Origin of the sequence: Cedecea sp. P7760, assembly GCF_013386425.1 — a bacterium.
GTDB lineage: Bacteria > Pseudomonadota > Gammaproteobacteria > Enterobacterales > Enterobacteriaceae > Cedecea > Cedecea selenatireducens.
This window is the reverse complement of sequence record NZ_JACARU010000010.1, coordinates 73,626-92,688: the sequence shown is the minus strand read 5'-3', so window position 1 is coordinate 92,688 and position 19,063 is coordinate 73,626. Positions and strand designations below refer to the sequence as shown.

Sequence of the window (19,063 nt, the reverse complement as noted above, 5' to 3'; positions counted from 1 at the left end):
TCCTGTTTCTGTTCGATAGCGTGAGGCTTGCGGTATGGAGTATTTCCTGGGTATTGATATCGGCACGTCGCGGGTAAAAGCCGTGCTGTTTGACAGCAATTTCCATGCGGTAGCCAGCGCGGCGGAAAACACCTCGCCAACCCTTTCCCCTCAGGGCTACGCCGAGCAGGACATGGAGCAACTTTGGCAGTCGATCGTGCGCACGCTGCGGGAAGTGGCCGACAGCCCGGCATTACAACAGGGCAAACTCAAAGCAATCGGTCTGGCGGGCCAGGGCGAAGGCGTCTGGCTGAGCGACAAAAACGGTAATCCGGTAGGCCCAGGCATACTCTGGAGCGACACCCGCAGCCGGGCGCTGATGGAAGAACTTCTGCAGTCCCCGGACCTGGACAAAGCCCTGTTCGATGAAACCGGCTCTCAGCTACAGCCTTGTAACACCAGCCTGCAGCTCTGCTGGCTCAAGCGAAATCAGCCCGAACGCCTGGCCGCCGCCGACTATATTTTCTTCGCCAAGGACTGGATTCGCTTTCGCCTGACCCAGGTTGCCGCCCTTGAGCTGACCGATACCAGCGCTTCGCTGCTGAACCAGTCAACCGGCGAGATTTCCGATTTCGCTCTGCAGGCTCTGGGTATTGATCATCTGAAAACACGTTTTCCGCCCCTGCTTCGCCCTGACGCCCAGGCAGGCAGCTTAAGCGAAGCCGCCGCCCTGCTTTGCGGCCTGCCGCCGGGGACGCCGGTTGCCGCAGGCGCGCTGGACGTATGCAGCGCCGCGCTAGGCTGCGGCGCGATTCATGACGGCGATATTTACACCATTCTCGGCACTACCTGCTGCACGGGCGTGGTTTGCCACGGGCGAGAAACCGTCAGCAGCGGCACCCGTTTTGTGACCCATACCGAACGGGGCAGCTTTATTAACCTGTTCCCGATGCAGGCCGGCACGCCAAACATCGACTGGCTGCAGCAGCACATTTCTCTGACGCCAGACTTAGTGGCGCTGGAAAAAGAGATTGCCGCTATTCCACCGGGCAGCGGCGGCGTTTTCTGGCAGCCTTACCTGAACGGTGAACGCGCCCCGTTTTACAGCCCGACCGCCCGCGCAGGGTTCTTTGGCGTCGACCAGCACACGTCCCGCGCGGCGCTTCAGCGTGCCGTTTTTGAAGGGCTGGCCTATGCCATTGTGGATTCGCTGACGGGCTATGCCAGCGAAGGCGACCTGTATCTCACCGGCGGCGGCGCAGCTTCCGCCACCTGGCTGCAAATTATCGCCGACTGTACCGGGCGCACGGTCATCGCCAGCCACTTTAATGAACTCAGCGCCCGAGGTGCGGCGCTGCTTGCCGCCCGCAGCGTTGGCGCGCTGGAACGCTATCCGGCTATCGAACAAACCCGTTATCTGCCCCAGCCTCAGGCCCATGCCGCCTATCGGGCGCTGTTCCCGGTATTCCGCCTGCTGCGCGAACAGCTCCAGCCGGTCTGGCAGGCCAGGCACCAGGCCTTACAAAGTCTCTCTCAGGATAATGCACAATGAAAATCGTCTTTACCGCCGAGTATGCAGGCAGCCTTGAACCTTTTAGCCAGCTAGGCGAGCTGGTTGTCGAGGGCTGGGCCATCGGCAAACCTAAGCTTCAGGCATCAGAGATTATCGACTTAGCCCACGACGCCGGGGTGATTGTCACCAGCTATGACGACATTACCGCCGAAGTGATTAACAGTTGCCCAAACCTGAAGGTTATCGCCTGCACCCGCGCTAACCCGGTCAACATTGACGTTCAGGCTGCTCGGGCACGTAACATCACAGTGCTTTACACGCCGGGGCGTAATGCCGATGCCGCAGCCGAGCTCACGCTAGGCCTGATGCTCGGCCTGATGCGCCACATTCCGCAGTCGCATGCTGCCCTTAAGCGCGGGGAATTTACCCGTGAAAACCAAAGCGAGCAGCAAACCCAGTCCGGCCTGCGCAAAGACGTGGTGTGGGACGTTAGCCCGGAAAGCCCGTACGAAGTTTTTAAGGGCGGAGAATTGCGGAATAAAACGCTGGGGCTGATTGGCTACGGCAATATTGGCCGCCGCGTGGCGCGTATTGCCCGCGCTTTCGGGATGAATATTTTGGTGGTAGATCCGTTTGTCGCCGCCGAGGATATCGACGAGCCAGGCCTGCATAAAACCACGCTGGAAGCGCTGTTCCGCGAGTCAGATATTGTTAGCCTGCACCTGAGCAGCGGGCCGCACAGCGAGGGCCTGGTCAATGCGTCTCTGCTGCAAAGCATGAAGCCGGGCGCGAAGCTGATTAATACCTCCCGCGCCTCCGTGGTTGTGGAAGCCGATCTTATCGCAGCCTTACGCCATGGGCCACTCGGCGGCGCGGCGCTGGACGTTTACCATCAGGAACCGCTGTGGCGTAATCACCCGTTTATCAGCGAGCTGGATAACGTCATTATTACGCCGCACATCGCCGGAGCCACCCGCGAGAGCATCCAGAAGCACACCGCGATGATTGCCGCCGATCTTCAGCGCTTTGTTGCCGGAGAGCCGCTGCTGTACGCCTGGCGCTAACCAAAAAAACAGGCCGTAAAGGCCTGTTTTTTATTACGCCAGCAAAGGCGTGGTCGCCATAAAGTCCTGCAAATGTTCCCAGTTCTCCACGCCAGCGTCGGAGCCTAATCCGGTCGCTACCAGCGCAGCGGTTGCGGAAGCCACCCTGCAGGCCTCTTTTACGGAAAGCCCCCGCACGAGCGCAGCGATAAACCCTCCGCAGTAGCCGTCGCCACAGCCGGTTGTGTCGCTGGCAATCACGCTATAGGTCGGGATAAGGTGTGTTTCCTCCCGGCTGAACAGCCAGGAACCGCGCACTCCGTCTTTAAAAATGCAGCATCCGGCACCCAGCGAGAGGAAAAAATCGGCGATCTCTGCCGGCTCCTCCAGCCCGGAGATAAACGCCGCTTCTTCGAGCGCGGGCATAAAATAATCCACATGCGGCAACAGCGGGCGTAATAACGCCAGCGTATTTTCATCAGGGGCGATTAAATCAAAACTGGTGATGACGCCCCGCGCTTTCGCCGCGGCCAGCAAACGGACGCTCTGGCCAGAGTCCATGGCCGCCAGCAGCCCGGTGCCGCCGTGGTGCAGGTAACGCGTGTCCAGCACCTTATCGAAATCGGCCTCGGCGACGAACAGCTCGTCTGACGCGCCACGGCAGTGCAGCGCGGGCCGCTCGCCGTTGGGGCGAATGGGCAAAATCGTCGCCGACGTTTCTTTGTGTGACGTGCGCTGGATCAGCGAACGGTCAATGCCCAGCCGGCGATAGCTGCCCAGAATAAACTCGGCTTTTTCGTCCTCGCCAAGGCAGGCCACGGTTGAAGTACGAATCCCCAGTTTAGCGGCGTTCACCAGGGCCCCGGCCGCTGTCCCCGCCGGGTTCAGGCGGATTTGCTCGATAAACTGCACGCCGCCGCCCGGTGGGATCTCCACCACCGGGCGGCCAGCGATATCAAGGATGGTCAGGCCCACAAAAACGGCATCGAATTTGCTCATAGCGCCCTCACCGGTGCTGCTGACGCAGGCGAGCCTGCCAGAAGGAAACGGCCAGCGCCACCACCAGAATCACGCCCACCAGCGCGTCTTTCACCAGGTAGTTCAGCCCCATCAGGTTCAGGCCGTTATCAATAATAGCCAGGAACAGCACGCCGCCAAGCGTGCCGCCCATGCTGACGCGCCCCTGCCGCTGGAATGCGGTGCCGATAAACACGGCGGCAATGGCATCCATCAGGTAAGACTGCCCGGCGAGCGGCGTAAACTGGCGCAGGTTGGCGGACAAAATAATGCCGCCGACGGCGCACATTGCCGAGGCGGCAATCAACACCCAGAACAAGGTTCGCTTGTCGGCTATCCCGGCGATGCGTGCGGCTTCGCTGTTTTGACCAATCGCACGTACCCGCTTACCAAACAGCGTTCGCTCGGTCAGCAGCCAGGCCGCCAGCCAGACCACCAGCACGATAAGCACCGGCGTGGGGATCCCCCAAACATTGCCCACCGCTAAATCATGATATTCCGGGGCCATGCGCCGCCAGGAAATCGCCCCGCCGCCGTCGGTATAAATACGCTCGGCGCTGCTGGCAATAAACCAGGTACCGAGCGTGGCCAGAAACGGCTTGATGCGGCAGGCAAGGATAAGAAAAGCGTTAACCAGGCCTATCATCACGCCGCCCAGCAGGGCGCACAGCACCGCCACCTGCCAGGGAAGCTGCCAGGTTTTGAGGGCAATCAAGGCCAGCATGGCGCCAAAGTCGATAGCCACGCCGACGGAAAGATCGATCGCGCCGGCGCTGACAATCAGCGTCATCGCTAGCGCCACAATCAGCAGAATGGCGCTGCCCTGAAGCAAATTGCTCCAGTTATCCAGCGTCAGGAAGACCGGATTAGACCAACTGAACAGGACGATAAAAAACAGCGTGACCAGCGCAAAGCCCGCGCGAGATAGCCAGGCCAGTGGTTTTCTCCCGGACTCACCGGCCGGAAGCGTTGCCGCCAGAGCAGAAAAAACTTTCATTATTTATTGGCCCCTTTCTGCTGCAGGGCAGAAGCCGCCAGCACCACGAGAATCAGTCCGCCTTTAATGGCGCCCACCCAGAAGATATTTACCCCCAGCAGCCCCAGACCGTTAGACAAAGCGTTGACCAGGATAGCCCCCAGCAGCGCCCCCCAAACGGTGACTACGCGGCGGCGTGAAAATGCCGCGCCAAGGAAGGTGGCCAGCACCGTTTCCATCAGCAAAGGCGTGGCGGTTCCGCTGGAGCTGCCCGAGCCCTGAGCCAGCAGCGGGAAGACTGCCAGACCCGCCGCAACGGCGGCGATAAGCCAGGACGAGAGGATCAGACGGCGCACGTTAAGCCCGGACATCTGCGCCATATCTTTGCTGCCGCCCGTCGCCTGCAAATGCTGGCCAAAGCGGGTGTGATGCAGCAAAAGCTGGAAGCCAACGAACGCCAACAGCAGATAAACCAGCGCATAGGGCAGGCCCAGCACGCTTCCGTCGCGAAACGCCACCATCAGCGGGTCGCTGACGCTAATCCGGCGCTGCCCGGTAAGCAGATCGGTGAGGCCGGTAAACGCCACCGACGTAGAGAGCGTGGCCAGCAGCGGCGGCAGCCCGGCGACGAGTACCAGCAGCGCGTTAATCCCCCCGCACAGCAAACTCAGGGCCGCCACCAGCAGCAATAACAGCGGCCAGGGCGTTAACCACTCGGTCATACCGAGGCTGAGCAGCGCCACGCCAAACACCGCGATGGCCGGGAGCGAAAGGTCTATGCCGCCGGAGACGACGTCATCTCCCCCGGCAGCAATCACGCAAACAAGGCCGAAGCTGAGAATAGCCAGCGGAACGCTTTGCACCAGCATCAGGCTGATGTTCTGCCAGCTCAGGAACCACGGCGACTGAATGCTCAACCACACCAGCAGGCCGACAAACAGCAGCAGCGGGAATTTTTCAAACAGCGCGACGGAACGACGTGTCGCAAAACGACGAATTTCAGTCCTCATAGCGGATTTTCCTGCCCACCGTTAATCGTCGCCAGCAGCGCGTCAAGCGTCAGCCCCTGGGTCGGTAAATTCGCCACCAGCGCACCACGCCACATCACCAGAATACGGTCGCACAGGCCAAGCAGTTCGGTCGCGTCACTGGAAGAAACCAGCACCGAACGCCCCTGTTCGGCAAGCTGACGGGTGCGCTGATAAATGTCGCTGCGTGCGCCAATGTCGACGCCGAGCGTAGGCTCATCGAGAATAAACAGCCGGGCGTCGGTACCCAGCCAGCGGGCAAGAATCACCTTTTGCTGATTCCCTCCGCTCATAAAGCGCACCGGCAGCTCCGGGACCCCTGGGCGAATACTCAGTTGCTCAATCCAGTCCCGGGCTTTTTTCAGCGCCCGTGAGCGGTGCTCCCAGCCAAACGTTGCCGTGTCAGGCAGCGACGCAAGGTTAATGTTATCGGTAGCCGAAAACGGCAGGATCAGCCCCTGATGACGGCGATCACGCGGCACCAGCGCCATACCGGCCCGGATAGCCTGTCGCGGCGAGCGGATTCGACGTGGTCGCCCCTCTATCACTATCTCGCCCTTTTTCGCCGTATTCAGCCCATAAAGCGTATCCACCAGCACGTCCCGCCCCGCGCCCAGCAGCCCCGCCACGCCAACAATTTCGCCTTTGCGGATCTCAAAGCTAATGTCCTGCAGCTGCTGCCCGTCAGAAAGCGATCTCACGGCAAGCAAAGGTTGCTCGCCCGCCGGGGCATCAGCCTCATGTTCGCGGGGGGTATAAAGCCTGTCGATTTCTCTGCCCACCATCATGTGGATGACGGCATCGGTATTTTGCAGTACTTCACGATCCGGATAGCCCACCACTTCACCGTTGCGCAGCACGGTGCCCGCATCGCACAGCGCGGCGATTTCGTTGAGGTAGTGGGAGATGTAAAGAATGGCGATGCCCTGCTCTTTGAGCCGCAGTATCGCATCGGACACCAGGCTTGCCTCATGAGCTTCAAGCGGGGCCGTAGGTTCATCAAAAACCACCAGCTTAGCCGCGCCGTCGATCAGCGCTCTGGCAATTTGCACCAGCTTGCGTTCGGCAAGGCTCAGCTGCCGGATCAGGCGATCGGGGTCGAGCTCCAGCTGCCAGGTGCGGAGGAAAAAGTCTTTCGTCGCCTGCCGCATACGGCGGCTGTCCAGCAGCCCACCGGCACGGCGATATTCCTGCCCCAGAAACACCGACTCGGCCACGGTAAAGTGTGGGATTAAATTGAGTTCCTGATGAATAACGCGTATTCCCTGGGCCTCAATAGCCGCGGGCTTACCAAGCGGAAGCGGGACGCCGTCGAGCGTGGCCGTGCCGCCATCGGCCTGGTAAACCCCGGCAAGAATTTTAATTAAGGTGGATTTGCCCGCGCCGTTTTCACCGATAAGCCCGTGGATTTCACCTGGGCCAATCGTCAGCGTGACCGCGTTTAACGCGGTCACATTGGCAAAGCGCTTACTGATGCGGTCCATTACCAGACCGCGTTGCGTTTTTGCAGCGTTCACTACTTCAGCTCACCGTAACCCAGTTTTTTGTACACCGCTTTGGCTTCATCCGGGCCTTTCACCGGGATAACCGGGATAAAGGTCTGGGCTGGCAGCTTCTGACCTGCGAAGTAGCGCGCCACGTTCTCGGCAGAAGTCTGGCCAATCAGGTGCGGCTGCTGGGCAACGTTGGCCACCAGCGGGCTGTCTTTTTCGGCCATGATTTCCAGCGTTTCCGGGCCTGCGTCGATAGCAGTGACCTTCACGTCTTTATCACGTCCGGTCTCTTCCAGCGCCTGAACGATGCCGATAGCCGGCTGGTCCCAGCAGGCTACGTGGATAGCATCCAGCTTGCCTTTCGGATACTGGCTGAGTAACTCAAGGGTTTTCTTACGCGCATCTTCCGGCGAGTTAGCAAATTGCTCTGCCAGCTCCGGTTGAATAATTTTAATGCCAGGGTAGTCCTGCAGGACATATTTCCATTGGTCATAACGTATGCCGCAAATGCGTAATGAGTTAGAGAACGCATTAAATACCGCAACGTTACCTTTCCCGCCAAGCGCATCGGCCATATAACGGCCAATCGTTGAACCCAACGTGTAGTTGTCGGACGTAGTGTTATTCACGGAATACTGCGAAACATGGTCAACGGTAAATACCGGAATACCGGCATCACGTAATGCTTTGAATTTTGGCTCAACGGCACTGTCGCCCAAAATACTAATTACCGCATCAACCTTACGGGACAGCAGAATATCGTGGTTATTGGCATGAACCTGGTTGTCCCTGCCGCCATCAACGCCGATAACCTTCCCGCCCAGCTTTTCCACCTCTTCGGTCGCGCCCTTGTAGGCTTCACGATCCCAAAAATGCTGAGTGCCCACCACGGCAACGCCGATTGTTTTCCCCTGTAACGAAAGGGTGTCTGCGGCAAAAGCAGCGCCCGATGCCAGTGACACCAGCCCAATAGCCGCAGATAAAAGTCTTGTTTGAACCTTCATTGCTATAATTATCCTGTATTCATCGTTCACTAAAGCGACAGCATGACAACAAGCTTTATCAAGCCAAAATAAAAAATAGATATATCTTATACTTTCACAGCCATGTCATTAAGTCACTTTAGAATGCGGCGAATGAACATGAAAAAAACACATGTAAAACATACAACAAGAAAATAATTCAACCACATCAAAGACAAGGATTTAATTATTTTTTGGCGAAAACAAAACGCCTTAAAATAAAATTAAACGGCGATATATCCTCGCCAGTTAATTATAAATCCTGCCAGCCAATATAAATGAAACAGTATTCGCTAAAGTTCTGCCTGTTTACCTGATTTTTCATCGCCAGATGAATTTCCTCTTTGCTCCCACCTCCCCGTATGATGCCGCTTTAGCCCTATCGATAACGCACGGTACAAGCATGAAAGCGGAACATCAGCTGGCGGTAATGCACTGGGGAACCTACCAGGTCACCACCGAGGGCGAGCGTATTGCCGCCATTTCTCCCGTCTCCTGGGACAAAAATCCTTCCCGTATCGGCCAGTCTCTGGCTGACGCCGTTACCGGCAATACGCGCATTCGCCGCCCGGCGGTTCGTCTCGGCTATCTGCAAAACGGCCCGGCCTCTCGTGAAGGCAGAGGGAAAGAACCGTTTGTCGAGGTGAGCTGGGAGCAGGCGCTGGATCTGCTGGCGCGGGACCTCCGCTCGGTGCAGGAGCGCTGCGGCAACGAGGCGATTTTTGGCGGCTCTTATGGCTGGGCCAGCGCCGGGCGCTTTCACCATGCCCAAAGCCAGCTGCACCGTTTTCTTAAAGGCTTTGGCGGCTACACCGCCAGTACAAATACCTACAGCAGCGCGGCCGGAGAACGGATCCTGCCGCATATTCTTGGCCCGTTAAGCCCGCTGCATAAGCAACACACTCATTTCTCGGTGCTGGCAGAACATTGCGAGATGTTCGTGGCCATCGGGGGATTGCCGCTCAGAAACGCCCAGGTCAACGGCGGCGGCGCAAACGACCACATGCTGAAGCACTGGCTGGAACGCCTTGAGCAAAACGGCGTGCAGTTCGTGAATATCAGCCCGGTGCAAAACGATCTCAGCGCCGTCGAAAGCGCCCGCTGGCTGGCGATTCGCCCCGGCACAGATACGGCGCTGCTGCTGGCGCTGTGCCATACGCTGATTGCGGAGTCCCTGCACGATATGGCCTTTATCAGCAGCCATACCGTCGGCTTCGAGCAGCTGCGCCGCTATCTTTTCGGCGAGCACGACGGCGTGCCAAAAACCGCCGGCTGGGCGGCGGGCATTACCGGCATTGATGCCGAACAAATTTTAACGCTGGCTCGTACCATGGCGGGCAAGCGCACCATGATCAATATTTCCTGGTCCATTCAGCGCGCCCGCCAGGGAGAACAGGCGTACTGGGCCACCGTGGCGCTGACTTCCCTGCTTGGCCAGATAGGCACGCCTGGTGGAGGTTTGGCTTTCGGCTACGCCTGTACCAACCTTGCCGGGGCTGCACGAGTGCCTTTTTCCGGGCCTCGCCTTCCCGCCGGTGAGAACAAGATAAAAACGGCAATCCCTGTAGCTCGCTTATCGGACATGCTGCTGAATCCCGGCGGTGAATATGAATTTGATGGCAAGCTTTGCCGTTATCCCGACATCCGCCTCGTCTACTGGGCGGGCGGCAACGCCTTCCACCATCATCAGGATCTCAATCGCCTGGTTGAGGCCTGGCGTCGCCCGGAAACCGTTGTTGCCCACGAGCAGTACTGGACGGCGCAGGCGAAGTTTTCCGACATTGTGCTGCCGGTGACCACTTCCCTCGAGCGTGACGATATCGGCAGCGGCAGCCACGACGGCTTTATGATTGCCATGCGCCGGCAAATACCGGCGCTGGCTGAAGCTCAGGATGACTACACCATTTTCTGCGGGCTGGCGAAAAGGCTGGGCTTTTACGACACCTTCAGCGAAGGGCGTACAGCCGCTGACTGGTTACCGCACCTGTATGAATCTTCGCGGGAGAGAGCGCAGGAAGATGGCGTGGAGCTTCCCTCTTTTGGCACCTTCTGGGAACAGGGAAAACTAGAGTTCACGCCTCCCGCTGAGCCACAAATCTTGCTGGCCGATTTTCGCGCCGATCCCGATCGCTTTCCGCTGTCCACGCCGTCGGGAAAAATCGAGCTTTATTCAGAAACCGTGGCCGGATTCGGCTACCGGGAATGTCCGGGCTATCCGTTTTGGGACGCCGAAGAGGCGGCTTATCAGCAACATCAGGCGCAAAAGTGGCCTTTGCATCTGCTTTCCAGCCAGCCACGGACCCGGCTTCACAGTCAGTACGACCACGGCAGCGTAAGCCGTGCAACCAAAATTCACGGGCGTGAGCCGCTGTGGATGCACCCCACAGATGCACAAAAGCGCGGGATCCAGGAAGGTGAAGTGGTGAAAGTCTTTAATAACCGGGGGGCGATACTGGCGGGCGTTCATATCAGCGACCAAATCCTGCCGGGCGTGGTTCAGATCTCTACCGGAGCATGGTATGACCCGATGGATCCTTCCACGCCGGGCTCTTTGGATAAACACGGCAACCCGAACGTATTGACCGAGGATCGAGGCTCTTCACGCCTCGGCCAGGGCTGCAGCGCCCAAAGTTGCCGGGTGGAAATCGAGCTTTGGCGCGAAGCGTTACCGCCGATAACCGCGTTTGATCCACCGGCTTTCGTAGCCTGAGAGATTAGGTAATATTCTCCTGCAACCTCTCGGCGAGCGCGCTTTTCAGAAAAGCAGCACAGGCGCTGACCTCGCGAGAGGCTTTATTGATCGGCGGATAAAGCAAAAAGGCGCTGAACGACGGGACGGTGTATTCCGGCAGCAGCGTGACGAGCTGGCCGCTTTCCAGCGCCTGTCGGCACACCGGGTATTGCAGAACGCCGAGGGCCTGGCCCGCCATGAGAACCGTGTAGAGCGGCCGCCAGTGATTAGCGCTGAACACCACATCCAGCCGGGCGCTAACAATCTGGTTATCTGGTGAGAAAAGAGGCAGGCGGCTGTCGTTAAACAGGCCGGATACACGCGCAAAAGCATGATGGATAAGTTCATCGGGAGAAGCTGGCGTTCCGCTTCGTGCCAGATAGTCGGGAGAAGCAACCAGAAAGCGCCGCACGGCGCCGAGCGGATGCGCCACAAAATCCCCTTCACCCGGGTCGCCAAGCCGCAACGAAATATCGACGCCTTCCGTCACCGGATCGATGACGCGGTCATTCAGGATTAGCTCAATATTCAACTCCGGATGCTTTGCCCTGAGCTTGAGCAAGGCAGGCATCAGGATCTCCTCCCCGGCGCCATAAGGTGCGGCGATACGAATAAGCCCTTTTAACGTCGCCTGGTCGCCCACGACCGCCAGCGCAAGATCCGCCGCTGAAATCACGACTTTACTGCGCTCATAGAACAAAGCGCCGCTGTCGGTCAGGGACATTCGGCGCGTGTTTCGCCGCAGCAGACGGGTGCCAAGGTGAGCCTCAAGCCGCTCTATCCTCTCACTCACCGCCGGCTGTCCGATGCCAATATCACGCGCGGCGGCGGACATACTGCCCCGCTCTACCACCCGCACATAGATGCGCATTGCCGCCAAAAGATCCATTCGCTCAGTATATCGGTTTATCCGATAGATGAAAGCAGCGGCAGAGGCCTACTGCGCCAGTACGATTTAGATAAAACTGATGCCTGGTGGTGCTTATGGCGCGCTTGTAGCCCTTATTAATCAGGAGAATAATTATGTCAGAGATCAGGCTTTATCTGTTTCAGTCCGGCACTCAACGCTGCAAGTATCACGATATCAGGATGAATCAGGGGGAAGGCAGAAGCTACGAAATCCCCGTTCCCTGGTTCCTTCTGACACACCCCAGGGGCCACGTCATTATCGATGGGGGACTTGCCGCCGAGGGGCTGGCCAATCCTCATGCATACTGGGGAGATGCGGTGGATCACTATCAGCCATTCATGACGGAGGAACAGGGATGCGTGGCACAGCTGGGTTCGCTGGGCATTCAGCCAGAAGATATTCGCTATGTCTTACTTTCCCACCTGCATTCCGACCATACCGGCGCGATTGGACGCTTCCCGAATGCTTTGCATATTGTGCAGCGCCGGGAATACGACTATGCCTTTAAGCCCGACTGGTTCGCCGCAGGCGCATACTGCCGCAATGATTTTGCCCGTCCGAACCTGAACTGGCAGCTGCTGGATGAGGACGCCTTTGATTTGTACGGCGACGGAACGCTGCGCTGTATCTCTACGCCGGGCCACTCCCCCGGCCATCAGTCATTCCTGATTACGCTTGCCAGCGGCCTGAGCTTCACTCTGGCAATTGATGCCGCCTATACGCTGGATCATTTTTACGATCGCGCGCTTCCGGGCTTTATGACTTCGGCCAGCGAGGCGGCGCGCTCAGTCGCAAAACTGCGGGCGTTAACCGAGCAACACGCGGCGAAACCGATCCCCGGCCATGATCCCGACGTCTGGCCGCAGTTCACGCTGGCGCCTGGCTGGTACGAGTAAATCAGGCTCCCTCCTCGCTAAGCGGCACGGGCAAACTGAGGGTGATTAACAGTCCGCCTTCGGCAGGCAGGCTGGCGCGAATGCTGCCGTCATGCGCGCCGCAAATTTCTCTCGCAATGGAAAGCCCCAGCCCGCTGCCGCCTGAGTCTCTGGCTCTTGAGCGCTCTCCACGCGTGAAGCGCTCGAAAATGTGGGGCAGATAATCCACGGCGACGCCTGGCCCGGTATCCTGAAACGTTATCTCAATGTGCTGCTCGAAGTGGCGAAAACGAATAAACATTCGATCGTCCCGGCCGCAATAGCGAAGCATGTTTTCGATAATGATGGTGAAAACCTGCCCCAGCCTGGCTTCGTCGCCGACGTAATAAAACTCATCCCCCGCCTCAACGGAAACAAACATCCCGGCGGCTTCCAGCTGGGGTTTTAACCATGAAACGCGTTCTATTAACGTCTCACGGAGAGTAAATACGCTGCGGTGGAGCGTTAATTGCCCCGCGCTCGCCAGGGAGAGAAAATGCAAATCGTCGGTAAGATGGCTGAGGTTTTTTAACTGCGTCATCACCATATTCAGCTGTTTTTCATCGGCAGGAAACACGCCGTCTATCATGCCCTGGAGCCGCCCCATTGCTGCGGTTAACGGTGAACGCAGTTCATGCGCGGCGGCCACGTGCGAGGCCTTAAGTTCGCGTTCGTACAGCGCCAGCTGGCTAATCATTTTATTGAAGTTGCTGGCGAAGCGAATCACCTCTTCCGGGCATTCGCCCACCAGCTTCGCCTGCTGGCTGAAGTCGCCCTGAGTGACGTTCTCCGCCACGTCCGTCAGGCTGCGAAACTGCGCCGCAAGCGGGCGCGTGGCGCGCAAGCAGCTGACGATAACAAACGGCGTCGCCATCGAAATAAAGATGAACAGCCAGCCCCAGTTAAGCGAGCTGATGGAAGGCGTACTGTACTCAATCCCCCACCGGGCATCCACGATGTCATGAAAACGGACAATGTTTAAATCAGGGTTTGCCCGCAGCGTCAGAAACTCCTGATAGGCCGCCGGGGACATATGATGCACAACCCAGTAATACTGAACCGCGTAGATACTCCACATCGCCAGCACAATGAAAAACAGCACGCTGACGGCCACCACGATGATTCGAATCGATATCCATAGCAGCAGTGATTTGCTCTTTTTGTCTTTCATGGTTTGCAGAACCGGTAGCCGATCCCGCGTACGTTCAGGATCAGGTTATCAACGCCCGCGGCCTCAAGCTTTTTTCTTAAGTTGTAGACGTGCGTGTCCACCACTCGCTCAAGGGCATCGCTTTCAGGGAGGCATTCTTCAAGCAGATACTGCCGGCTTAACGGCCTGGTCGACGCCCGCATTAGCGTCTTCAAAATAGAAAACTCGGTGAGCGTTAAGTCCAGACGCAGAGCGCCGTCGCCATTTGCCTTCACCTGCGCCACCATATTGGTAACGTCAACTTCAAGCGGCCCCCAGCGCAGCACATCTTCTACAGGACTTTGGTTGACCTGGCTACGCCTTAACACCGCCTGCACGCGGGCCATGACTTCACCGGGATTGTAGGGCTTCACCACGTAGTCATCGGCGCCGTAACGCAAAGCGCCAATCTTGTCGTAGGGCTCGCCCATCGCCGTTATCATAATGACCGGCGTGTTGCCCCTTCGCCGCACGGCGGCAAGGATTTCTGTGCCGTTCATGCCGGGTAGCATGACGTCCAGCAGGATAAGATCGGGCTTCCACGTTAACACCGTATTCATGCCCGCCAGGCCGTCACCCGCCACCGAGACGCTATACCCTTCACGCGTGAGATAGGCCTCTAACACATTTGCCGCATCGGCATCATCTTCAATGACCAGGACCCGTTTATTTTTCATTTAATGTTACCTTGACAGTTTCTTCACAAATCCCTGGCAGTTCATTGATAAGCCCTCAGCATAATCCTTTTACTTACTGAGTTAAGCATGCACGAAAATATAAACACCTGACAATGAGAATCATAATGTTAACGAAGAAAAGCACAAAATACATAATCGCACTGCTGCTAATCTCAGGTATTTCATCTGTATATGCAAGTGAATTTAATGCTGATGAAACCGCTATTACTTTTGGTCTTGGCGCCGTGTCTTCTCCGCGCTATAGCGGTGCCAATGAGCAGAGCTCTACTGTTATTCCGCTAATTCATATCCAGAAGAACAATATTTTCTTTGATTCGATGAATGGGCTTGGCATACATCTTCAAAACGATAATGGTTTATATATAGAGCCGACGCTGGGTTATGACTCCGGCCGCACGGATAAAAATTCAGGCTGGCGCAAAGGGTCCGATAAACTTAAAGGCATGGGTAATATTTCATCCACGGTTAATTCGGGTATTGCACTCGGCTGGGCGCTGGCCCCCTGGCTGGTAATAGAAGGAAAAACAACGCTGCCGCTGAACGATGGCCAGGGCGTGTCTTATTCCACTTCAGTTGATTACATCCCCATTATGAATGAAGATAATTCTATTACGTTTCAGGCCAGCGCGTTATTCGGCGATGCCCGTTACATGAATACCTGGTATGGGGTCAATGAGCAGCAGCACAGCCGTTCCGGTTTCTCGCACTACCGCAGCGCCGGTGGGTTTTACGGCACGGATACCAGCCTGACGCTAACCCATCAGTTCAGCGAGCACTGGGGAGCATGGCTCAGCCTGAGCTATGCCTGGCTGAACAAGAATGCCGCCAATAGCCCTATTGTGATGCGACGGGACGGCACAACGGGCACGCTCGCCGTCAATTATACTTTCTGACCGTTAACCTGATATCTGACAACATCATGATTGACTTGCAGAAATAAAGCACAGCTATGAAGATCGCACTTGTGATGACTTTCATTTTTGCGGCATTTTTTTCGCCCAGGTGTACCCATGACTTTAAAATGTGTTTTTATGCTAAACATGAATTTAATATCTGTAACATTTCATGCGTGAAAAAGATGAATGTGCAATGTCAAAATAGAACCATCCTGGCAAAGCACAAACACTGTCATTCACCGAAGATAACGCGGATCGATCGTTATGTTTCAGCTCGCCACCTGCGTTATTTAATAAAATCACTTACCCACTAACTCTCGCATAGAAATGCTTGTCAACAATGAAGGATAACTACGTGAACCTTTCTGCAAAGGTAATAGAAACCATCTCATATTGGATTGACAATAATATTCACCGCCGATTGCGTATCGAAGATGTGGCCCGCTACTCGGGTTATTCCAAATGGCACTTTCAGAGAATATTTTTACATTATAAAGGCGAAAGCATAGGCCGGTACATCAGGAGCAGAAAGTTACAGCTTGCCGCGCAGGATCTCAAAAACACCAAAGAGCGGATCGTAGACATTTCAGTAAAGTACGGCTTTGATTCGCAGCAGAGTTTTAACCGACTTTTTACCCGAAGCTTCAAGATGTCTCCCGGAAACTACCGAAAGAAAAAGAGTTTATGAGGGGGGGGGATGTTTGGTGCCAATTTTGCCGCGCAGATTGCCCCGCACATAAGCAAAAGGGGCTGCCTTTCGGCAACCCCTTCGAATGTTGGCGGAAGCGCAGAGATTCGAACTCTGGAACCCTTTCGGGTCGCCGGTTTTCAAGACCGGTGCCTTCAACCGCTCGGCCACACTTCCAACGAGGCGAACTATAAACATAGCCATACTTCATGTAAAGCACGATTTTGTTCAATCGCCTGAAATTTCATCACATTTGTGTTATTTGCCTGAAACAGCAGCAACATGCTCAGTTTAAAACCGCTTTTGCTGCCCCCGGGTGGAGGGCAGCATTGGCATTAGTGTTTTTTGATGTAGAGATCCTGGGTTAGATATTTACCCAGCGTGCTCGGTGCATAACCCCCAACGTAAGGTTTTACCAGTTGGACCTTCACATAGTGGTAAATAGGAATGGTCGGCACGTCTTTAGCAAGGATATCTTCAGCCTGCTGATAGTATCTGGCGCGTTCTTCCTGGCTGCTGGCCTGAGAGGCTTTGGCAATAATCTCGTCATAGGCCGGGTTGCTGTACTTAGAACTGTTCTGGCTGTCGCCGGTACGGAAGTTGTTCAGGTAGGTAGCCGCATCATCGTAGTCGGCAATCCAGCCATAACGCACCAGCTCGTAATTACCGGTACGCTTGGTGTCCAGCATGGTTTTCCATTCCTGGTTTTGCAGCTTAGCCTCGACGCCAACGTTTTTCTTCCACATCGAGCTGGCAGCAATGGCAATGCGCTGGTGAGATTCAGAGGTGTTGTAAAGCAGGTTGAACTGCAGCGGGTGTTTCTCGTTGAAGCCCGCCTCTGCCAGTAATTTTTTCGCTTCCGCAATGCGCTTATCGTGGCTCCAGCTGCCGTACTCGGCTGGTTTAAGCTCAATGCCGCCAATTTTAGGCTGACTAACCAGCCACGCAGGCTTTTGCCCCTGTCCTAATACTTTCTCGGCAATGATGTCTTTATCCAGCGCCAAATTCAGCGCGAGCCTGACACGTGGGTCATTGAACGGCGCTTTGGTGGTATTGAATTCGTAATAGTAGGTGGACAGGTAAGGCGTGATATGGACCTGATCCGGAATAGATTTTTTAAGTGAGGCAAAGAGCGTTTCCGGCACGGTATAGGTGATATCAATTTCACCCGCCTTGTAGCGGTTGATATCCGATGTACCAGAAGTGACCGGCAGGTAAGTCACCTTATTAATCACCGTGTGAGCGTCGTCCCAGTACTGTTTATTACGCTCGCCGACGACTTTCTCATTTACTACCCACTGCGACAGCTTATACGGGCCGCTGCTCACGAAATTGGCCGGCTGGGTCCATTTATCGCCAAATTTTTCTACAGCCGCTTCGCTCACGGGTACCATTGACGTGTGGCCGAGCATCAGCAGGAAGGCCGAGGTTGGTTGATCGAGCGTGACCTGCACGGTGTTGGCATCCAGCGCCTTCACGCCAAGGCTGTCTACCGGCTTCTTACCCTCGGCAATATCGTTGGCATTTTCAATGTGCATCGTGCCGGGATAAGTGGCATAAGGGGAACCCGTTTTAGGATCAACTAAGCGCTTCCAGCTCCAGACCACGTCCTGCGCGGTAATGGGCTCGCCATTGGACCATTTAAGGCCCGGGCGCAGATGGAACGTCCAGACTTTATTGTCCTGATTGTCCCACTTTGCCGCCAGATGAGGTTCGATGGTGCCATCGTTTTTGACGCGAATCAGGCCGTCAAAGAAGTCACCAATGATGTTAGCCTCAACGTCGCTCTCTACTTTATGGGGATCCAGCGATGCGGGTTCACTGCCGTTGTTACGTACCAGCTCCTGTTTGGCTGCAAGCTCGGTTCCTGGCGGAACGTCTGCTGCCCATGCGCCAGAAATAGCGCTGAGCAGACCCAGAGCGACCAATGATTTTGAAAATGTGTTGTTGTTTGCTTTCATGACCTACGCCTTATTGATGTTATTTAACGACGGTACGGCTAACACTCTTAGTCGGCTTTAGGTAATAAAGCAATATTTTTCAGCCACCTATAAGTGGGTGTTATGGCATTAATTTTGTACAATGTGATAAAGTGCACGAGGTAAAGATGGGTAAAAAGGCTTTTGTCTAATAAAGGCGGGCATTATGCTCATGACCATAAAACACCTGTAAAAGAGAGAGTTTTAGAATGGATCGCATTATTACCTCCTCGCGTGACCGTTCGTCACTGCTCAGCACCCACAAGGTGCTACGTAATACCTATTTCCTGCTGAGTTTAACGCTGGCATTTTCCGCGTTGACTGCAACGGCCAGCACCGTGCTGATGCTGCCTTCTCCAGGGTTGATTCTGACGCTGGTTGGTATGTACGGCCTGATGTTCCTGACCTATAAAACCGCGGATAAACCGGTAGGCATTTTATCTGCATTCGCCTTTACCGGCTTCCTGGGCTATATCCTGGGACCAATGCTGAATGCCTATCTGTCCGCCGGCATGGGCGACGTTATTGGCATGGCGCTGGGCGGTACCGCGCTGGTGTTCTTTAGCTGCTCGGCGTATGTGCTGACGACCCGCAAAGACATGTCCTTCCTCGGCGGTATGCTGATGGCGGGCGTGGTGGTGGTGCTGATTGGTATGGTGGCTAACATCTTCCTGCAGCTGCCTGCTCTGCACCTGGCGATTAGCGCGGTGTTTATCCTGATTTCCTCAGGTGCCATCCTGTTTGAGACCAGCAACATCATTCGCGGCGGTGAAACCAACTACATCCGCGCGACCGTAAGCCTGTATGTTTCTCTTTACAACATCTTCGTTAGCCTGCTGAGCATCCTTGGTTTTGCCAGCCGCGACTAACTAATACGGCTTTACCAAAAAAGAGAATGCCCTGCGCATTCTCTTTTTTTTGCCCTCAATTCCACCACATTCCATCCTTAAGCCCACGGAGAAAATTTGCTACACTTCGCCCGATTTG

Annotated in this window: 16 protein-coding genes and 1 tRNA gene; 7 read left to right on the top strand and 10 right to left on the bottom strand. The window is 55.8% G+C overall.

The window, feature by feature from the left end; translation table 11 throughout:
• Window positions 1-34: 34 nt before the first annotated feature.
• Together HX778_RS04255 and HX778_RS04250 are read left to right on the top strand one after the other, a co-directional pair.
• Window positions 35-1,531, top strand: coding sequence for an FGGY-family carbohydrate kinase (locus HX778_RS04255; protein ID WP_176981361.1), 1,497 nt, complete (start codon window positions 35-37; stop codon window positions 1,529-1,531).
• Window positions 1,528-2,556, top strand: coding sequence for a 2-hydroxyacid dehydrogenase (locus HX778_RS04250; protein WP_176981360.1), 1,029 nt, complete (start codon window positions 1,528-1,530; stop codon window positions 2,554-2,556). Before HX778_RS04255 ends, HX778_RS04250 begins: the two co-directional genes overlap by 4 nt.
• A gap of 33 nt (window positions 2,557-2,589) precedes the next feature.
• Here the strand turns inward: HX778_RS04250 and HX778_RS04245 are convergent, their stop codons facing one another.
• From HX778_RS04245 to HX778_RS04225, 5 genes are read right to left on the bottom strand one after another with little or no spacing between them, the layout of a single operon-like run.
• Window positions 2,590-3,534, bottom strand: coding sequence for a carbohydrate kinase family protein (locus tag HX778_RS04245; protein WP_176981359.1), 945 nt, complete (start codon window positions 3,532-3,534; stop codon window positions 2,590-2,592).
• 7 nt (window positions 3,535-3,541) lie between these two features.
• The gene (locus tag HX778_RS04240) at window positions 3,542-4,549 is read right to left on the bottom strand and encodes an ABC transporter permease (RefSeq protein WP_038473877.1); all 1,008 of its coding nucleotides are present in this window, start codon (window positions 4,547-4,549) and stop codon (window positions 3,542-3,544) included.
• The gene (locus HX778_RS04235; protein WP_038473880.1) at window positions 4,549-5,538 is read right to left on the bottom strand and encodes an ABC transporter permease; all 990 of its coding nucleotides are present in this window, start codon (window positions 5,536-5,538) and stop codon (window positions 4,549-4,551) included. The genes HX778_RS04240 and HX778_RS04235 overlap by 1 nt, the downstream gene beginning before the upstream one ends.
• Window positions 5,535-7,040, bottom strand: coding sequence for a sugar ABC transporter ATP-binding protein (locus HX778_RS04230; RefSeq protein WP_176981378.1), 1,506 nt, complete (start codon window positions 7,038-7,040; stop codon window positions 5,535-5,537). The genes HX778_RS04235 and HX778_RS04230 overlap by 4 nt, the downstream gene beginning before the upstream one ends.
• Window positions 7,041-7,072: 32 nt before the next feature.
• On the bottom strand, window positions 7,073-8,053 hold the full coding sequence (locus HX778_RS04225; protein WP_176981358.1) for a sugar ABC transporter substrate-binding protein: 981 nt from the start codon (window positions 8,051-8,053) through the stop codon (window positions 7,073-7,075).
• 421 nt (window positions 8,054-8,474) lie between these two features.
• Between HX778_RS04225 and HX778_RS04220 the strand changes: the two genes are divergently transcribed.
• Entirely contained in the window at window positions 8,475-10,781 is a 2,307-nt protein-coding gene (locus tag HX778_RS04220) for a molybdopterin-dependent oxidoreductase (RefSeq protein WP_176981357.1), read from the top strand.
• A gap of 4 nt (window positions 10,782-10,785) precedes the next feature.
• Here the strand turns inward: HX778_RS04220 and HX778_RS04215 are convergent, their stop codons facing one another.
• Window positions 10,786-11,673, bottom strand: a complete 888-nt coding sequence (locus HX778_RS04215) for a LysR family transcriptional regulator (protein WP_176981377.1) — start codon at window positions 11,671-11,673, stop codon at window positions 10,786-10,788.
• Between the two features lie 152 nt (window positions 11,674-11,825).
• Here HX778_RS04215 and attM point away from each other — a divergent pair, with 152 nt between their 5' ends.
• On the top strand, window positions 11,826-12,608 hold the full coding sequence (gene attM, locus HX778_RS04210) for an N-acyl homoserine lactonase AttM (RefSeq protein WP_176981356.1): 783 nt from the start codon (window positions 11,826-11,828) through the stop codon (window positions 12,606-12,608).
• 1 nt (window position 12,609) lies between these two features.
• On the opposite strand, the gene HX778_RS04205 is transcribed toward attM, so the two are convergent.
• Together HX778_RS04205 and HX778_RS04200 are read right to left on the bottom strand one after the other, a co-directional pair.
• Window positions 12,610-13,797 (bottom strand): cell wall metabolism sensor histidine kinase WalK, encoded by a 1,188-nt coding sequence (locus HX778_RS04205; RefSeq protein ID WP_176981355.1) that lies wholly within the window; start codon window positions 13,795-13,797, stop codon window positions 12,610-12,612.
• Entirely contained in the window at window positions 13,794-14,492 is a 699-nt protein-coding gene (locus HX778_RS04200) for a response regulator (RefSeq protein ID WP_038473897.1), read from the bottom strand. Before HX778_RS04200 ends, HX778_RS04205 begins: the two co-directional genes overlap by 4 nt.
• 125 nt (window positions 14,493-14,617) lie before the next feature.
• Here HX778_RS04200 and HX778_RS04195 point away from each other — a divergent pair, with 125 nt between their 5' ends.
• Both HX778_RS04195 and HX778_RS04190 read left to right on the top strand, forming a co-directional pair.
• Window positions 14,618-15,406 carry a MipA/OmpV family protein gene (locus HX778_RS04195; protein WP_176981354.1) on the top strand — a complete coding sequence of 263 codons (789 nt, stop codon included), beginning with the start codon at window positions 14,618-14,620 and terminating at the stop codon, window positions 15,404-15,406.
• A gap of 358 nt (window positions 15,407-15,764) precedes the next feature.
• Window positions 15,765-16,097: a RamA family antibiotic efflux transcriptional regulator gene (locus HX778_RS04190; protein ID WP_176981353.1), complete on the top strand. Its 333-nt coding sequence runs from the start codon at window positions 15,765-15,767 to the stop codon at window positions 16,095-16,097.
• An 89-nt stretch (window positions 16,098-16,186) separates the two neighbouring features.
• Here the strand turns inward: HX778_RS04190 and HX778_RS04185 are convergent.
• Together HX778_RS04185 and HX778_RS04180 are read right to left on the bottom strand one after the other, a co-directional pair.
• Window positions 16,187-16,274, bottom strand: a tRNA-Ser gene (locus tag HX778_RS04185).
• A 158-nt stretch (window positions 16,275-16,432) separates the two neighbouring features.
• Entirely contained in the window at window positions 16,433-18,058 is a 1,626-nt protein-coding gene (locus tag HX778_RS04180; protein WP_176981352.1) for an ABC transporter substrate-binding protein, read from the bottom strand.
• A 227-nt stretch (window positions 18,059-18,285) separates the two neighbouring features.
• On the opposite strand from HX778_RS04180, the gene yccA reads away from it, so the two are divergent.
• The gene (gene yccA, locus HX778_RS04175) at window positions 18,286-18,945 is read left to right on the top strand and encodes an FtsH protease modulator YccA (RefSeq protein WP_016535682.1); all 660 of its coding nucleotides are present in this window, start codon (window positions 18,286-18,288) and stop codon (window positions 18,943-18,945) included.
• Window positions 18,946-19,063 lie beyond the last annotated feature (118 nt).

Excerpts from the sequence above, each read along its gene's own strand:
- HX778_RS04255 (WP_176981361.1), top strand. The coding sequence starts at position 35 with ATGGAGTATTTCCTGGGTATTGATATCGGCACGTCGCGGGTAAAAGCC.
- HX778_RS04250 (WP_176981360.1), top strand. The coding sequence starts at position 1,528 with ATGAAAATCGTCTTTACCGCCGAGTATGCAGGCAGCCTTGAACCTTTT.
- HX778_RS04245 (WP_176981359.1), bottom strand. The coding sequence starts at position 3,534 with ATGAGCAAATTCGATGCCGTTTTTGTGGGCCTGACCATCCTTGATATC.
- HX778_RS04240 (WP_038473877.1), bottom strand. The coding sequence starts at position 4,549 with ATGAAAGTTTTTTCTGCTCTGGCGGCAACGCTTCCGGCCGGTGAGTCC.
- HX778_RS04235 (WP_038473880.1), bottom strand. The coding sequence starts at position 5,538 with ATGAGGACTGAAATTCGTCGTTTTGCGACACGTCGTTCCGTCGCGCTG.
- HX778_RS04230 (WP_176981378.1), bottom strand. The coding sequence starts at position 7,040 with ATGGACCGCATCAGTAAGCGCTTTGCCAATGTGACCGCGTTAAACGCG.
- HX778_RS04225 (WP_176981358.1), bottom strand. The coding sequence starts at position 8,053 with ATGAAGGTTCAAACAAGACTTTTATCTGCGGCTATTGGGCTGGTGTCA.
- HX778_RS04220 (WP_176981357.1), top strand. The coding sequence starts at position 8,475 with ATGAAAGCGGAACATCAGCTGGCGGTAATGCACTGGGGAACCTACCAG.
- HX778_RS04215 (WP_176981377.1), bottom strand. The coding sequence starts at position 11,673 with ATGCGCATCTATGTGCGGGTGGTAGAGCGGGGCAGTATGTCCGCCGCC.
- attM (WP_176981356.1), top strand. The coding sequence starts at position 11,826 with ATGTCAGAGATCAGGCTTTATCTGTTTCAGTCCGGCACTCAACGCTGC.
- HX778_RS04205 (WP_176981355.1), bottom strand. The coding sequence starts at position 13,797 with ATGAAAGACAAAAAGAGCAAATCACTGCTGCTATGGATATCGATTCGA.
- HX778_RS04200 (WP_038473897.1), bottom strand. The coding sequence starts at position 14,492 with ATGAAAAATAAACGGGTCCTGGTCATTGAAGATGATGCCGATGCGGCA.
- HX778_RS04195 (WP_176981354.1), top strand. The coding sequence starts at position 14,618 with ATGTTAACGAAGAAAAGCACAAAATACATAATCGCACTGCTGCTAATC.
- HX778_RS04180 (WP_176981352.1), bottom strand. The coding sequence starts at position 18,058 with ATGAAAGCAAACAACAACACATTTTCAAAATCATTGGTCGCTCTGGGT.
- yccA (WP_016535682.1), top strand. The coding sequence starts at position 18,286 with ATGGATCGCATTATTACCTCCTCGCGTGACCGTTCGTCACTGCTCAGC.